We start from the raw sequence: 14,777 nt of genomic DNA on the forward strand, positions 1-14,777 counted from the left end.
CCGACGGCGAGAACCGCGAGGCAGCCGGCTACCGCCACGGCCCCGAGCACCCCGGCCAGGCAAGGATCCGAGCGCTCGTGGCGCAGCCCTTCCGACCATGTCAGGGCCGGACGGCGGTGACGAGCCAGTTGGCGCCGGGAATCCGGACTCCGTCCGGGCTCTCGTACGGTCGCAGGGCCTGGACGAGGATGTCCCGCGCCAGCTCGGCAGCGAACTCCGGATTCCGCTCCAGAACGGACCGGACCGGCCCACTGCCGAGATAGAACTCGGCCGCCACATCCGCGCTGGCGCCGAACTCCATCGGTACGTCGAGCGGCTGTGGTCGTACGTCCACGAAGCCGGCGCCGGTCAGTACCTCGGTCAGGTGTGCCGGGTCGGCCAGCGAGAACATCTGTGAGTCGGGAAGGCTGCCGGATCCCAGTCGGGTCTGCAGGGCGGAGAGCGGTGCCACGTACCAGGCGTTGGCGGCCATGTCGCGCGGGCACAGGAAGGCGATCCGGCCGCCGGGCCGGAGTGCCCGGCCGATGTTTCCGAATCCCGCCACCGGCTCGGTGAAGAACATGATGCCGAACTGGCTGATCGCCACGTCGAACTGCCCGGCGGCAAAGGGGTGTACCTGGGCGTCGGCCTGGACGAACGCGACATTGGACAGGCCCGCCGCGGTCGTGGCGGCGCGGGCGTGTTCGAGCATGACCGCCGACAGGTCGATGCCGAGAACCCGTCCCTGCGCGGCGAGCCGGGCGGCCTCCCGGCTGCTGTCGCCGGTCCCGCAGCCGACGTCGACGACCTGGTCCACCGGTCCGATCTCGGCGGCGGTAAGCAACGCCCTGGTCAGCTCGACGTTCACGGCGTCGTCACTGCCCCGTTGTTCGGCCCAGTGGGCACCTTCGGGGCCGTTCCACGCCGTGGCCTGCTCGGTGTTGACGATGTGTGTCACGTCGGGTCCTCTCAGAAGTGTCGGGGCCGGGCGAGCAGGCGCAGGCCGACGGCGGCGAGCCCGCCGTCGGCGATCCGCAGCCGCTCGATCTGCGTGAGTGCGGTGAATACCGGTACGCCGGGACCGTCGTCGCTGAGCCGGTCGCCGAGATAGCGGTGCAGGTACGGCACCCGGGCCATGGTGCGGATGTCGAAGGCCGCTTCGATCGCCTCGACGACGGTGGTGCCGGTGTGCAGGCGCAGGGCGTCGCGGTGCTGGCCGACCCATCGCGGATAGGGTGCGGCGGGTAGATCGCCGTCAGTGCCGGGCGTCAGTCGCCCGGTGCTGGTGAGCACGGCGGCCATGTCGTAGAACCAGGCGGCGGTGGCGGGGTCCGCCCGCTCCCAGGCGAACTCGTCGACGACCAGGATCCCGCCGGGGCGCAGCAGGGTCCGGGCCCGTTCGACGGCGCCGGTGAGGTCGGCCGTGTGGTGCAGCGACAGGGAGAACAGCACGGCGTCGAACGGGTCGTCCTCGTACCGGGCGATGTCGGCCTCGACCGCGTCGACGCCGAGGGCGTTGGCCACGGCCACCGCCTCGGGATCGGTGTCCACCGCGGTCACCGCGTAGCCGGCGCGGTGCAGCGCGAGTGCGAGGTGGCCGCGTCCGCATCCCGCGTCGAGGATCCGGGCCGGCGTCGGCGGCAGCCAGTCGGTCAGGAATGCCAGTTGGCCCGCCACCCGGGCGGCGGTGACGCCGGTCGCGTCGTCCGGACCGGTGTACCGGGCCGTCTCTGTTGGATTCACCGGTCAAGCGTCGACCAGCCCTGGCATGAGCACAACTGCAGGTTGCTTGGGGATGGCATAAGCTCGACGCATGCTCGACACCTGGTCGTTGCAGGTACTCGTCGCCGTGGCCGAGCATGGCTCGTTCTCCGGTGCGGCCACGGCGCTCTCGCTGACCCAGCCGGCCGTCTCCCGTCAGATCGCGGGTCTGGAGCGGCGACTGGGTCTTCGACTGTTCAGCCGCGTACCCCGTGGTGTCCGGCCGACCCCCGCCGGAGCGGTCGCCGTCGAACTCGCGCGGGACACCCTGGCCCGGCTGCGGACCCTGGAGACCAGGCTGGCGTCCTTCGCCGAGCTGGAGTCGGGCGAGCTACGCCTGGCCGCGTTTCCGAGTGCCAACACCTTCCTCGTGCCCGAGGCCATTCGCCGGTTCGGCGATCTCCATCCTGGCGTGACACTCAGCCTGCGGCAGACCGAGCAGGCGGCGCTGGTGACGTCGGTACGAGACGGCAGGATCGACCTGGCCCTGGTCACCGACTGGCACCTGTACGGGGATCCGGACGCGGCCAAGAACGCCCCTACCGGAACCCACCTGCCCCGGGCAACGGTCGACGGCGTCGAACTGGTTCCACTGGCCGACGAGGAGCTTCAGGTCGCCCTTCCCACCCGGCACCGCCTTGCCCGGCGGCGCCGGGTACGGCTGGCGGACCTGAGCGGGGAAACCTGGATCGAGGGCGGACACCCCGATTGTCTCGGCCCGATCGCCCCGCTCGCCGAGGCGCTCGGCGGCGCGCCCCGGATCGGGTTCTGGTGTGACGACTGGAACGGCAAACAGGCACTCGTGGCGGCGGGGGTGGGCGTGACGCTCATGCCGACGCTGGCCCATCTGACCCTGCGACGCGATGTGGTGGTCCGGCCCACCAGCCCCGCCCTGCCGGCCCGCCGCCTGTACGCCGCGACGGCCGCACCGGCGTTCCGGGCCCCCGCGGTGACCGCGATGTTGGGGGTCCTCGCCGATCTCGCGCTCCGCAGGCCGTGACCGCCCGGCCAGAGAGACCGGCCGAACAGAGAGACCGGCCGAACAGAGAGACCGGCCGAACAGAGAGACCGGCCGAACAGAGAGACCGGCCGAACAGACGCGGTCACGTTGCGATCACACGCGCCGTAGTACCGCGAATCATTCTCGCCGCTGTGCCGGCCGCTGCCTGCACCGATTGTCCTCGCACCATATGCCAATGGAACCTGAGCGCGGGAACGGCCGCCGGCCGATGCGGGTGGTCGGTACGGCCGCCGCCGGCTCGCTGCTCGTCATCGCGATCAGGAGTCGGACGGCTCCCAGAGCAGGAGCTGGCGGTGATGGCTGAAGCCGTTACGCAGGTAGAAGTCGACCGCCCGGCGACTGGAGTGGACGGTCACGTGCAGCAGACCCCGCGTGCGGGCGTCGGTCAGGATCGCGGCCATCAGCGCACCGCCGATTCCGCGGTTGCGGTACTCCTCGCGGACCTCGACCGACTGGATGTCGCCGTACCGCCGGTCCAGGGACTCGTTACTGGGCACCCGTTCCGCGAGAAGCAGCCAGGCGGCGCCGACCACGTGCCCTTCGATCTCGGCGACGAACGGCAGGTGCGTCTCCGTATGGGCGGCCATCCAAGCGGCGTACGCCCCGAGCTTGTCCCCGTCGATGCCGCGTAGCTCCGCGAGCGCCGCCGCGTCCGCCACGCCGGCCCGCCGCACGATCATCCGGTCGATCCTGGACGAGCCCGTCGCCGGCGGCCGAAGGACCTGGCCCGCCTCGTCCTGGCGGCCGGTCCGGGCCTCCGTCACGTGGGGAAGGCCAGCAGCCGCAGCAGTTCGGCCAACCGCTCGTGGTCCTGAGGCGTCACGGCGGCCAGCAGGCCCAGCTCGACGGCATGCGCGGACTCCTGGGCGCGGGCGAAGAGGGCCCGACCCGTGTCGGTCACGACGAGGACGTTCGCGCGTCGGTCGGCGGGGTCCGTACGGCGCTCGACCAGCTGACGCTTCTCCAGCTCGTCGACGAGGGCGACGACCTGGCTCGGATCGAGTCGGAGGAACTCGGCGAGTTCCCGCTGTGTGGGGCGGACGTCGTCGGCGGCCAGCGCGAGCACGGAGTACGACCGCGCCTTCAGCCCGTGCTGTGCGAGGGCGGCGTTCGCTGCCGCGAGCGTAAGGGCGTTGGCGCGGGCGAGCAGGAAGCTGAGATCCCTGCCGAGCACGCTGTCCCGCAGGCCGGCGGTTCCGGTCGGCTGCGTCTTCCCGATTGGGGACATGGCGGCGATGATAGCAAGCCCCATCAATAATTGACATTTTCAACGGTCCGTGCTCAGATCGGCTTCGACACGAAGGAGTTTGTCCTATGTCTTTGGACGGCAAAGTCGCTATTGTCACTGGATCTGGTCGGGGTCTCGGCCTCGCATACGCGCAGGAGCTGGCTCGGCAGGGCGCCTCCGTCGTCGTCAACGACGTCGACGCCCAGGCAGCAGCAGACGCCGCCGCGACGATCCGAGGGCTCGGCGGCAGTGCCGTCACGGTCGTCGCGCCGGTCGGGCCGACCGAGACCGCGAAGGAACTCGTCGGGACGGCGGTCGAGAGCTTCGGGCGACTCGACATCCTCGTCACCAACGCCGGTGTCCTGCGCGACAGCGTGCTCTGGAAGATGAGTGACGACGACTTCGACACCGTCATCAACGTGCACCTGCGCGGCACCTTCACCACCGTGCGCGAAGCGGTACGGCACATGCGGGCGGTCGGTGAGGGCGGTCGGATCATCTGTATCGGATCCCCGACCGGACAGCGTGGCAACTTCGGCCAGACCAACTACGCGGCCGCCAAGGCGGGCATCGTCGGCATGGTCCGCACCTGGGCCCTCGAGCTCAAGCGCGCCGGGATCACCGCCAACGCCGTCATCCCCGTCGCCGCCACCGCCATGACCGCCTCGATCCCCTACTTCGCCACGGCGGTGGCGGCCGAGGCGAAGGGCGACCCCGTGCCCGCGTTCTTCCGGCACGATCTGGGGTTCGGCACGTCGGGCGACACGGCCGGGCTCATCGCGTTCCTCGGCTCCGACGCGGCCAGGGCCGTGACGGGGCAGGTGATCGGGGTGGGAGGCGATCGTCTCCAGATCTGGACCCACCCGGAGGCGGCGCTGACCGCCTACCGCGAGGGGGGCTGGACCTACGACGCATTGGTCGAGGCATGGCCGGCGGAGTTCGCCGAGGCTATGCAGAGCGTCGGCGAGAGCTTCCCGGAACTTCCCGAGGAACTCGAGTCGGCAGCTTCCTGACACCCGTACAACGCGAAGGCGCCCACCATGTACCAGCCCGCCATCGACCTCGACGCCGTCACGGCGATCGACATGCACGTGCACATCGAGGTCGACGACCACGGTCACGCCTCACTGCCCGATCCCCTCGTGGCGGCGGCGTCGAAGTACTTCAAGACGGACGGACCACGACCCGCCGTCGACGCGATCGCGGGGTACTACCGTGAGCGCCGGATGGCCGCTGTCGTCTTCACCGTGGACGCGCGCACACAACTGGACCACGAGCCGATCTCGAGCGTCGACATCGCACGGGCGGCGTCCCGGCACGCCGACGTGCTCATTCCCTTCGGATCGGTCGACCCTCGCACCGGAGAAGCGGCGCTCGAGCTGGCGACCCGGCTCATCGAGGACGAGGGGGTCCGTGGATTCAAGTTCCACCCCACCGTGCAGGGGTTCGACCCGGGTCACGAGGAGTACGCGCCGCTGTGGGGTCTGCTCGAACGGGCCGGCGTTCCCGCGCTGTTCCACACCGGACAGACCGGCATCGGCGCCGGGATGCCGGGGGGTTACGGCTTCCTGCTCGGGCTGTCGAATCCGATGCTGCTCGACCCCGTTGCGGCGAACTTTCCGGAGCTGCAGATCATCATGGCTCATCCGTCAGTGCCCTGGCAGGACGAGGCCCTGTCGGTGGCGACCCACAAGCACAACACCTGGATCGATCTGTCCGGCTGGAGCCCCAGGTACTTCCCGGCGACGCTGGTGCGCTACGCCAACTCGATCCTGAAGCGCCGCGTGCTCTTCGGCACGGACTACCCGATGCTCACCCCCGATCGCTGGCTGCGTGACGTGGAGGGCACAGACCTCAAGCCCGAGGTGCTCCCGGGCATCATGAAGGACAATGCCGCCCGGCTGCTGGGATTGGACAGCGGAACCTGACGTGACCGTGACGATGCTCGGCGCGACATCCGGGCGCCGCTGCCCGGACACATCCGGGCGACGAGAACGAGAGGAAACTCCATGACGACGACCATCGCCTACGACCAGCTCGCCGACCTCCCCGGTACTGATCTTGGTTACACCGGGTATCGGACGGTCACCCAGGACCAGGTGAACCTGTTCGCGGACGCGACGGACGACCACCAGTGGATCCACGTCGATCCCGAACGGGCGAAGAGCGGTCCGTTCGGCGCACCGATCGCCCACGGCTTCCTGACCCTCTCCCTCGCCGTCCCGTTCTGGACCGAGCTGCTCGAGGTGAAGGGCGTGTCGACGAAGGTCAACTACGGCCTCGACAGGGTGCGGTTCCCTGCTCCTGTCACGGTCGGGTCGCGAGTTCGCATGCGGGCGAGCGTCGCCGAGGTCGCCGAGGTTCCCGGCGGCTACCAGATCACCGTCGACCAGACGATCGAGATCGAGGGGGCGGCCAAACCCGCGGTCGTGGCGCGCGGCCTGTACCGGTTCTACGCGTAGGCCCCGAGATCCCGGCATGACCAGCACCTCCACCCGGGGAGAGTGATGATGCACCAGCAGGGAATCGGCACCTGGTTGGCGAAGCGTCGGCTCAGGTCACCCGACAAGGCCGTCCTCATCTGTGACGGACGGTCGGACCTGACGTATCGACAGCTCGCTGACGGGGCGGATCGGGTCTCGACGATGCTCGGAGACCGCGGCATCCGCAGGGGCGACGCCGTGGCCTATCTGGGCGAGAACAGCCCCGAGTTCCTGCAGGTGATGTTCGGGGCCGCGAAGCTGGGTGCCGTTTTCGTACCTGTCAACACACGGCTCGCCCCGCCCGAGATCGCCCACGTCCTGGCGGACTCGGGCACGCGTCTGCTGATCCACGACCCCGAGTTCGCCGAACGCGTCTCCATCGCCGGAACGGCCGCGCGGATCCCCCACGTCATCGTGACGGGCGATGGGACCACGGCCGGTCCGGGACTCGACCGTCTGCTCAGCACGACTGCCGCCGCCGACCGGTTCGACGTCGAAGTCACCCTCGGGGATCCCGCCGCGATCCTCTACACCTCCGGTACGACCGGCAGGGCAAAGGGCGCTGTGCTGACCCACGAGAACCTCACCTGGGTCGCACTCAACTGCATCGTCGACTACGACGTCGTCTCGACCGACGTCGCGCTGATGATCTCGCCCCTGTTCCACGTCGCCTCACTCGGGATGGGGGCGCTCCCGGTCATCCTCAAGGGCGCCACACTCGTTCTCGAGCGAGGGTTCGAGCCGGGGCGCGCGCTCGCCCAGATCGAACGGCACGGCGTCACGATGCTCAGCGGGGTGCCGACGACCTACCAGCTGATGGCCGAGCATCCGAACTGGGCCGCGACCGACCTCTCGACGCTGGCGAAGCTCACCTGCGGAGGATCGCCGGTGCCCCCGCGCGTCCTCAACGCGTACGAGAAACGGGGTTTGTCGTTCTCCCAGGGCTACGGGATGACCGAGACCTCGCCCGGTGCGACCTCACTGCCACCGACGATGACCCGCAGCAAGCAGGGCAGTGTCGGCCTGCCACATTTTTTCACCGACGTTCGGGTCACCGACGGAGACGGCGCGGTGGTTCCGCACGGACACGTCGGCGAGATCGAGATCGCGGGACCGAACGTCTTCCCGGGTTACCACGGACTGCCGGATGCGACGGCCGCCGCGTTCAGGGCGGACGGATGGTTCCGCTCCGGCGATCTCGGCCATCTGGACCCCGACGGCTACCTCTACGTCTCGGGCCGGATCAAGGACATGATCATCTCGGGCGGCGAGAACATCTATCCCGCCGAAGTCGAACTCCTGCTCAGCGAGATCGACGGGGTGACCGGGGTGGCGGTGATCGGCGTGCCGGACGAGCGGTGGGGGGAGGTGCCGTGGGCGATCATGACCGTGCGGCACGGAGCCTCCGTCGACACCGGCACCGTACAGGACCATCTCGACGGCAAGCTCGCGCGCTACAAGTTGCCGCGCAACGTCGTCATCGTGGATGAGTTGCCGCGGACCGCGTCCGGGAAGCTGCGAAAGGCGGAACTGCGGGACCGTTTTGGCGCTTCGGCGCGGACCGAGCCGTGACGAGGGCGGCGAACTCCGCGGCGGACGCATCAGCGAGCTCTTCGTGCATGTGCCGATAGACCTCCGCTGATCGCGGGGCCGGCCATTCCGCATCCATGAACTCGGGCGGCAGCCTCGGGTCGGCGCGCAACAACGCGAGCCAATCCGCCACGAGCATTGTCCGCACGGTCAAGGCACTCGGCGCCAGTTCCGCCGCGGCCGGCTCGCTCCACATCTCGATGAACGCGAGGTGTTCGCGCCGGATCACCTCGATGTCCCACGCGGCGCGCACGCTTTCGCCGATCGGGAACCCCGCGAGCTCCCGCGCGTGGAAGGCGATGACCGCGTTGGGGGGAAGGTCCTGCTGCAACGGCTCCAGCGACCCGACGAGGTCGACCTCGCCCGGGGCGAGCCACAACCCGTCACGGATCGGCGCGAAGCCCTCCCAGGTAAGACTCGAACGCAACCTGTGGCGCAGCGTCCGTTGACCCTCGGGAATCGAGAACGTGACGAGTGTCCACCCCTCTCCCTGCGGCTCGAAGGGGCGCGGACCGCGGACCCGGTACGTCGCTTCGCGCAGCACCGCCACGCCGTGCTCGGTGAGCGAGAACAGAATTTCCCGGCCACTCCTGCTACGCGCGAGAATCCCACTGTGTACGAGCCGGTCGAGGGTCGCGCGCGTTGCCGGCGCGCCGACACCGGCGCCTTCGAGCACTCCGATCAGGACGCTCGCGCGAATCGGTCCCGGGGAGTCATCGACAACATGCTCGCCGAAAAACGCGAGCAACAATTGCTTCGGCTGACGACTGCGCACAGCCCTCCCCCTCTGCGAGTCCGTCGTCGTGCGGTCACCGCGCCGACTGCGGGGCGACCTGCCCGAGCTTGGCGCGTTGGATTTGATCATAGACGTGCGTCCGCAGCTCGGTAAAACGGCGCAGAGCCCTGGTCGTGAGCTGATCACGCTCCGGCGGAAGGTCGATCGCAAGATCCTCCTGCACCCGTGTCGGCGAATTCGACAACACGAGAACACGCTCGCCCAGATAGACCGACTCGTCGATATCGTGCGTCACGAAAACGGTCGAGATCCTGCGAGTCGTGTGCAGTTCGCGTACGAGGTCCTCCAGGTCCGCGCGGGTCTGCGCATCCACCGCGGCGAACGGCTCATCCATGATCAGCACCTCGGGCTGGTACGCGATGGCACGCGCGATCGCCACCCGCTGCTGCATCCCACCGGAGAGTTGCCAGGGATGACTGCGCGCCGCGTGCGGAAGACCCACCGCCTCGATCGCGTCGGTGACGAGGGTGTCCCGTTCCGCGCGGGAGAGCTTCTTGTGGCGCAGCGGCAGTTCGACGTTCCCTCGAACCGTCAGCCACGGATAGAGGCTGCGGCCGTACTCCTGGAAGACCACGGCCATGGCGGGACTCGGGCCCCGCACCGGCGATCCGTCCATCTCGACGAGGCCGCTCGTGGGCGGGAGCAGCCCGGCGAGACACTTCAGGAGGGTGGTCTTCCCACAACCGGAGGGACCGACGACGCAGACGAGTTCGCCCGCGTTCATCGTAAAGCTGATGTCCCCGATGGCCTCGACGTCGCCTGTCGCGGATTCGTAGATCTTCCGCAGGTGCTCCACCCGCAGCAGGGTGCTCCGTTCAGGCACGTGTGACCTCTCTCATTCCGTGGTACCAGCGCAGAACGCGCCGCTCGACGAGACCGAAGGCCACGGCGAGGAGGACGCCGACAAGGCCGAGCAGGAGGATGCCGCTCCACATCTCGGCGATGAGGTAGTTCCGTTGGAAGTAGGCGATCCGATAGCCGAGTCCGGAGGAGGATGCGAACATCTCCGAGATGACCATCAGGATGAGGGCGACCGAGAGTCCCTGCCGAACCCCCGTCATGATTCGCGGGCTCGACGCGGGGAGCACGAGGAACCACAGCCGTTCCCACCAGGTGATCTGAAATGAGTCCGCGGTTTCGGTCATGACGCTGTCGGTCGCCCGGACACCCTCGATGGTGTTCAGCAGGATCGGCCATACCGCGCCGGAGACGATGACGACCACCTTCATCGAGTCGGTGATGCCGAGCAGGAGCATCGCGACCGGGATCAGCACCGGCGGCGGTATGGCGCGGAAGAACTCCAGCAGCGGCTCGAGCAGTTCGCGTAGCCAGCGGAAGAGGCCGATGACGGTACCGGCGGCGACGCCGACGACGATCGACGCGACGATGCCAAGACCGAGCCGGTACAGGCTCGGCAGCACGTCATCGAGGAACGCACGACCGACCCACGTGTCCACGAAGGCCTCGCCGATCGTGAGCGGGCCCGGAAAGAACCGGTTCGTGGACCTCGTCGACCAGACACCCCAGACCACCAGGGCCAGGAACGGCAGTCCGAACGCGAACAGGAAGCCCGCGGCAATCCGGATCCCTGCTCCGCGAAAGCGCGACCCCGAGACGACCTCACGGGCGTACGGGGTCACCGGTTCGCCGGCGTACGGGGTCACAGGACCTCCTCCCCTCGCACCGACTGGTGCCAGGACAGCGAGCGGCGCTCGATGAAGCGGAAGACGAGGTTCACGAGGAGCCCCAGGAGCCCGGTGACCACGACGAGGGCGTACAGACCGACCGCGTCCCCGGCGGAACGGGACAGCTCGATCATGCGCCCCAGGCCGGGATTGCCGATCACCATCTCCGCGGTGATCGCCAGGATGAGCGCAACCGCCGCCGCGAGTCGGAGGCCCGTCAGAAGGTACGGCAGCGCCGTCGGCAGCACGAGGTACGACAAGCGCTCGCGGAGGGTGAGGCCGAAGCTTCGCGCGGTGTCGCGGGCGACGGAGTCCACATCGGCGACACCGTAGATCACCTGCACGAACACCTGCCAGAACGACGCGTAGACGATGATGACGAGAGCGGCCCGCATCTGGAGGCCGAACATCAGCACGGCAAGGGGAATGAGCGCCACCGACGGGATCGGTCGCAGGAACTCGACCATCGTGTGGGTCGCACGACGGAGAAGGGGCACCAGTCCGACGATCGTTCCCAGCACGACCGCGGCGAGCGTCGCCACCGTCAGACCGATCGCCCACGCCGTCATGGTGAGTCCCAGCCTCCGCCAGAACGCGAGGTCGCGGAACTCCTCCACCAGGCGCGCGAGCACGTCCGTGACGTACGGCAGGTACTCCGGGTCGATCAGTCCCAGCGTGGGGATCAGTTGCCAGACGACGAGGAATCCCACCAGGCCGACGACGCCCAGCAGCACCTTGCGCGTCGAGCGCAGACGTCGGGCGGACAGGACCCGCATATCACTCCCGTGGTCGTCGGTTCGGCGATCACGCCCTCCCCAGTCTCCCGGGCCCTCACGGAGGCCGTGAGCGCGACGGCTACTGCTGCTGGATGAGACGGTCGAAGTTGGGTTGCCTGTCGAGCACCCGGTACTTCCCGGCGAGCGTGGCGAGCGCCTCCATGCTCTTCCGGTCGAGTTCCCAGCCGAATGCCGGGAGCCTCACCGACTCCGCGACCGGGTCCGGAAGCTCGAGGTTGTCCTTGATGGCCTGACGGACCGGCACCTCGTTGGCGGGATCCTGTGCCCACCCCAGCGTTTCCTTCATGGCCGCCGAGAAGTCCTTGACGAGCGCGGGATCGGACTCCTTCAGCTTCGTCGCACCCATGACGGTGAGGGTCGCGAGGCCCGGAACGACCGCCTGGTACGGCGCGACGACGAAGGCGTCGCCTCGGCTACGCAGTTGCGTGACGAAGGGTTCGGGCACCCAGGCCGCGTCGATGTTGCCGGCCGCGAGCTGGGCCGGGACGTCCGGGAAGGCGACCTCCACGAACTTGATGGAGGACGGGTCACCACCGTCCTTCTCGACCGCCGCCATGATCGTGACATCGCCCGCCGCACCGAGGCTGTTGACCGCCACCTTGCGCCCCGCGAGCTGGGCCGGCTTGGTGATGCCCGATTTCGCCGACGCCACGACGGCGTTGATGTCGTCGCCGTCCCGGTAGGACGATGCGTAGTTGCCGAGGATCACGACGCCGAGGTCCTGCAGATCGGCTCTGAACGCACCGAACGGCTGGCCGATGGCGAAGTCGATGTCGCCATTGATCAGGGCGGGGATGGCCTGCGCACCTCCTTGGGCGGGCAGCACCTCCACCCTGAGTCCGTGCTTGGCAAAGACGCCCGCCTTGATGCCGCCCCAGAGCGCGGCGGTCTCGGTGATGGGCAGCGCCGCGACACGGACCCGGCGTAGCTCGCCGCTGGCCTGGTCGGACGGGGTGGCATCGGAATCCGTACAGCCGGTGAGGGCGAACACGACGCCGGCGACAAGTCCGAGTGCGGTGACCTTCTTCATGGACGGGGCCCTTCCTGGGCAGGGATGGGTACGTCGAACGGGCGGATGACCCGGGCCTGCAGGTGTTGTGGGCTTCGCGACGTGGGGCGGGCACGCCGCTGTGTTGGCCATGGTCAGCTACGAAGCATGGAATGTCAAGAATATCTGACGCCCGTCATGGATAAGTTGAACCAGCCGGTACCGAGTCGATGGCGATCGCCGCCGCCCGGCCTGACCCGAGCGTCGGGAACGCCGCCGTCGCCGACCGGCGGGCTGGTATCCGTCGCGATCCCGTCGGCTCCGGGTGGACGGCCACGAATATTCACCGGAGTGCACATTACCGGCCGAGGCCTTCCGCCCGGGTCATCCACTCAGGCAGACCGGACGGGTCGGCGACGACCACGCCAACCATCGATGTTTTGCGTTATATTGACGGTCGTCATAGAGTTGTATAAGGTTCGGTATCGATGATTCTCGATGGAGGTGTCCATGTCACGAACTAGGGCGGCGTTGGTAGGTCTCGCCAGCGCCGTGCTCCTCGCGGTCGGGGGCCTTGTCCTGTCGTCACCGGCGTCCGCCGCGTCACTGGTCGAGGTGAGCAACTTCGGCAACAACCCGGGCGGCATGCGCATGCACATCTACGTGCCGGACAACCGCCCCGCCAACCCGGCGATCGTGGTGGCCATGCACGGCTGCGGCGGCTCGGGCCCCGGCTTCTACTCGGGCAGCGAATTCGCGTCCCTGTCGAACCAGTACGGATTCATCGTCATCTACCCGAGCGCCATGCAGGAAGCCGGATTCGGCAAGTGCTTCGACACCTGGTCGGACGCGTCCAAACGGCGCGGCGGCGGCAGCGACCCGGTATCGATCGAGTCGATGGTCAACTACGCCCGAACGCAGTACAGCGGCGACATCAACCGGGTCTACGCCACCGGCAGCTCCTCCGGCGGCATGATGACCCAGCACATGCTCGCCGTCTACCCCGACCTGTTCAAGGCGGGCGCGTCCTTCATGGGCGTACCGTTCGGCTGCTTCGCCAACGCAGCCGCCTACCCGCCCGGCGGCCCGTGCACCAACGGCACCATGAACCGCACCCCACAGGAGTGGGGCAACCTGGTCCGCGGCGCCTACCCCGGCTACTCCGGCACCCGTCCACCGATCCAGCTGTGGCACGGGACCAACGACACGCTCGTACCGTACTCCCTGTTGCAGGAGTCGATCGAGCAGTGGACCAACGTCCACGGACTGAGCCAGACACCCACCTCCACGGACACCCCGCAAGCCAACTGGAACCGCCGCCGCTTCGGCACCCAGGTCGAGGCGTACGCCATCCAGGGCGCCGGGCACAGCCTGCCGTCCGCCGGCATGGCGCGGGTCGCCATCCAGTTCTTCGGCCTCGACCGCACCAACCCGACCACGCCCCCGGTGAACCCGACCACTCCGCCGGTGAACCCCACCGTTTCGCCCACGGGCGCTCCCAACTCCGCGAGTGAGATCGTCGGAGCGCAGTCGAGTCGGTGTGTCGACGTGCCGAACGCCTCACGTACCAATGGCACCCGGGTGCGGCTCTACGACTGCAACAGGCAGTCCCAGCAGTCATGGACGTATACCTCGAACAGGCAACTACGGGTGTACGGCGACATGTGTCTGGATGCGGCAGGTTCCGGCAACGGCGCGGCGATCCAGATCTACAGCTGCCACAGTCAGACCAACCAGCAGTGGAACGTCAATTCCAACGGCACCATCAGTGGTGTGCAGTCCGGGCGGTGCCTGGACGTCTGGAGCACAGCCAACGGAGCGCAGGTCCAGTTGTACGACTGCCACGGACAGACCAACCAGCGATTCAACCTCGTGCCGCTCGTGTGATGATCATGGTCGCCTCGACGAACACCCTGTTCGAGGGCGTGCAGGTCTACAAGCCGCAGGGCGAGATCCAACACATCTGAACCAGGCCGGACTGAAACGGGCGGGCTCGGCGTGACGCCGGGCCCGCCCGGATCACCCCGACGGCGTGAGTGCAGGGCCCGGTGATCCAGCGGCGCCGTCCCGCTGGCCGGCGCCGGGCGCCGGGCACCGGTGGGCGGGGCAGTGCTCCGCCGGACCGCGAGCGTCGTCGCCAACTCCAGTTCAGCAACGTGGCCGGGGTGACGATTCGATGTTCTCGTAGCTGGCGGAGGAGCAGGCGGGCGAGGGCGGACAGGATCGCCCGGTCCGGCCAGGACAGGACATCGAGTCGCTCGAAGCGCTTGTGGAGGTCGCTTGTCGCTTGCCGCACGCTTTGGAGGCTGGCGAGTTCGAGTGCGAGGACGCTGCCTCTGCCGGGTAATGCACGCACGGCGTCCGCACCGCGTGCCGCGTTGCGAGCGCCGATCACCACGTGGGCTCCTTGATGGTGCTCGACCGTCTCCACGCCCTGACCGACAAGGCC

General features: G+C 68.5%; 15 protein-coding genes and 1 pseudogene. 6 read left to right on the forward strand and 10 right to left on the reverse strand.

Annotated features, from left to right (window positions below; translation table 11 throughout):
- Window positions 1–100: 100 nt before the first annotated feature.
- Window positions 101–937 carry a class I SAM-dependent methyltransferase gene (locus tag I0C86_RS16585; protein ID WP_196202133.1) on the reverse strand — a complete coding sequence of 279 codons (837 nt, stop codon included), beginning with the start codon at window positions 935–937 and terminating at the stop codon, window positions 101–103.
- An 11-nt stretch (window positions 938–948) separates the two neighbouring features.
- Window positions 949–1,722 carry a class I SAM-dependent methyltransferase gene (locus tag I0C86_RS43470; RefSeq protein WP_323373679.1) on the reverse strand — a complete coding sequence of 258 codons (774 nt, stop codon included), beginning with the start codon at window positions 1,720–1,722 and terminating at the stop codon, window positions 949–951.
- A 70-nt stretch (window positions 1,723–1,792) separates the two neighbouring features.
- Between I0C86_RS43470 and I0C86_RS16595 the strand changes: the two genes are divergently transcribed.
- Window positions 1,793–2,740, forward strand: coding sequence for a LysR family transcriptional regulator (locus tag I0C86_RS16595; RefSeq protein WP_196202134.1), 948 nt, complete (start codon window positions 1,793–1,795; stop codon window positions 2,738–2,740).
- 278 nt (window positions 2,741–3,018) lie between these two features.
- Here I0C86_RS16595 and I0C86_RS16600 read toward each other — a convergent pair whose 3' ends face one another.
- Together I0C86_RS16600 and I0C86_RS16605 are read right to left on the reverse strand one after the other, a co-directional pair.
- Window positions 3,019–3,441 carry a GNAT family N-acetyltransferase gene (locus I0C86_RS16600; RefSeq protein WP_196202135.1) on the reverse strand — a complete coding sequence of 141 codons (423 nt, stop codon included), beginning with the start codon at window positions 3,439–3,441 and terminating at the stop codon, window positions 3,019–3,021.
- Between the two features lie 80 nt (window positions 3,442–3,521).
- Window positions 3,522–3,989, reverse strand: coding sequence for a MarR family winged helix-turn-helix transcriptional regulator (locus tag I0C86_RS16605; RefSeq protein WP_196202136.1), 468 nt, complete (start codon window positions 3,987–3,989; stop codon window positions 3,522–3,524).
- Window positions 3,990–4,075: 86 nt separating this feature from the next.
- Between I0C86_RS16605 and I0C86_RS16610 the strand changes: the two genes are divergently transcribed.
- From I0C86_RS16610 to I0C86_RS16625, 4 genes are all read left to right on the forward strand, one after another.
- Window positions 4,076–5,002: an SDR family oxidoreductase gene (locus I0C86_RS16610; RefSeq protein ID WP_196202137.1), complete on the forward strand. Its 927-nt coding sequence runs from the start codon at window positions 4,076–4,078 to the stop codon at window positions 5,000–5,002.
- Window positions 5,003–5,029: 27 nt separating this feature from the next.
- The gene (locus I0C86_RS16615; RefSeq protein ID WP_196202138.1) at window positions 5,030–5,917 is read left to right on the forward strand and encodes an amidohydrolase family protein; all 888 of its coding nucleotides are present in this window, start codon (window positions 5,030–5,032) and stop codon (window positions 5,915–5,917) included.
- Between the two features lie 81 nt (window positions 5,918–5,998).
- Window positions 5,999–6,451 (forward strand): MaoC family dehydratase, encoded by a 453-nt coding sequence (locus I0C86_RS16620; RefSeq protein WP_196202139.1) that lies wholly within the window; start codon window positions 5,999–6,001, stop codon window positions 6,449–6,451.
- Between the two features lie 45 nt (window positions 6,452–6,496).
- Window positions 6,497–8,044 (forward strand): acyl-CoA synthetase, encoded by a 1,548-nt coding sequence (locus tag I0C86_RS16625; protein ID WP_230394262.1) that lies wholly within the window; start codon window positions 6,497–6,499, stop codon window positions 8,042–8,044.
- On the opposite strand, the gene I0C86_RS16630 is transcribed toward I0C86_RS16625, so the two are convergent.
- From I0C86_RS16630 to I0C86_RS16650, 5 genes are all read right to left on the reverse strand, one after another.
- A complete protein-coding gene (locus I0C86_RS16630) occupies window positions 7,950–8,837 on the reverse strand; it encodes a PaaX family transcriptional regulator (RefSeq protein WP_323373680.1) in 888 nt (295 codons plus the stop codon). The genes I0C86_RS16625 and I0C86_RS16630 overlap by 95 nt on opposite strands.
- A gap of 34 nt (window positions 8,838–8,871) precedes the next feature.
- The gene (locus I0C86_RS16635; RefSeq protein WP_323373681.1) at window positions 8,872–9,654 is read right to left on the reverse strand and encodes an ABC transporter ATP-binding protein; all 783 of its coding nucleotides are present in this window, start codon (window positions 9,652–9,654) and stop codon (window positions 8,872–8,874) included.
- Between the two features lie 19 nt (window positions 9,655–9,673).
- On the reverse strand, window positions 9,674–10,522 hold the full coding sequence (locus I0C86_RS16640) for an ABC transporter permease (RefSeq protein ID WP_323373682.1): 849 nt from the start codon (window positions 10,520–10,522) through the stop codon (window positions 9,674–9,676).
- Window positions 10,519–11,319, reverse strand: coding sequence for an ABC transporter permease (locus I0C86_RS16645; protein WP_196202142.1), 801 nt, complete (start codon window positions 11,317–11,319; stop codon window positions 10,519–10,521). Before I0C86_RS16645 ends, I0C86_RS16640 begins: the two co-directional genes overlap by 4 nt.
- Window positions 11,320–11,398: 79 nt before the next feature.
- A complete protein-coding gene (locus tag I0C86_RS16650) occupies window positions 11,399–12,370 on the reverse strand; it encodes an ABC transporter substrate-binding protein (RefSeq protein ID WP_196202143.1) in 972 nt (323 codons plus the stop codon).
- 468 nt (window positions 12,371–12,838) lie between these two features.
- Between I0C86_RS16650 and I0C86_RS16655 the strand changes: the two genes are divergently transcribed.
- Window positions 12,839–14,215 carry an extracellular catalytic domain type 1 short-chain-length polyhydroxyalkanoate depolymerase gene (locus tag I0C86_RS16655; RefSeq protein WP_196202144.1) on the forward strand — a complete coding sequence of 459 codons (1,377 nt, stop codon included), beginning with the start codon at window positions 12,839–12,841 and terminating at the stop codon, window positions 14,213–14,215.
- Window positions 14,216–14,261: 46 nt separating this feature from the next.
- Here the strand turns inward: I0C86_RS16655 and I0C86_RS43475 are convergent.
- Window positions 14,262–14,777 (reverse strand): annotated as a pseudogene (locus I0C86_RS43475) (hypothetical protein); the annotation flags it as partial.

It is taken from the genome of Plantactinospora alkalitolerans, from assembly GCF_015690345.1.
GTDB classification, from domain to species: domain Bacteria; phylum Actinomycetota; class Actinomycetes; order Mycobacteriales; family Micromonosporaceae; genus Plantactinospora; species Plantactinospora alkalitolerans.

Excerpts from the sequence above, each read along its gene's own strand:
- I0C86_RS16645 (WP_196202142.1), bottom strand. The coding sequence starts at position 11,319 with ATGCGGGTCCTGTCCGCCCGACGTCTGCGCTCGACGCGCAAGGTGCTG.
- I0C86_RS16600 (WP_196202135.1), bottom strand. The coding sequence starts at position 3,441 with ATGATCGTGCGGCGGGCCGGCGTGGCGGACGCGGCGGCGCTCGCGGAG.
- I0C86_RS16655 (WP_196202144.1), top strand. The coding sequence starts at position 12,839 with ATGTCACGAACTAGGGCGGCGTTGGTAGGTCTCGCCAGCGCCGTGCTC.
- I0C86_RS16650 (WP_196202143.1), bottom strand. The coding sequence starts at position 12,370 with ATGAAGAAGGTCACCGCACTCGGACTTGTCGCCGGCGTCGTGTTCGCC.
- I0C86_RS16610 (WP_196202137.1), top strand. The coding sequence starts at position 4,076 with ATGTCTTTGGACGGCAAAGTCGCTATTGTCACTGGATCTGGTCGGGGT.
- I0C86_RS16595 (WP_196202134.1), top strand. The coding sequence starts at position 1,793 with ATGCTCGACACCTGGTCGTTGCAGGTACTCGTCGCCGTGGCCGAGCAT.
- I0C86_RS16625 (WP_230394262.1), top strand. The coding sequence starts at position 6,497 with ATGATGCACCAGCAGGGAATCGGCACCTGGTTGGCGAAGCGTCGGCTC.
- I0C86_RS16615 (WP_196202138.1), top strand. The coding sequence starts at position 5,030 with ATGTACCAGCCCGCCATCGACCTCGACGCCGTCACGGCGATCGACATG.
- I0C86_RS16605 (WP_196202136.1), bottom strand. The coding sequence starts at position 3,989 with ATGTCCCCAATCGGGAAGACGCAGCCGACCGGAACCGCCGGCCTGCGG.
- I0C86_RS16620 (WP_196202139.1), top strand. The coding sequence starts at position 5,999 with ATGACGACGACCATCGCCTACGACCAGCTCGCCGACCTCCCCGGTACT.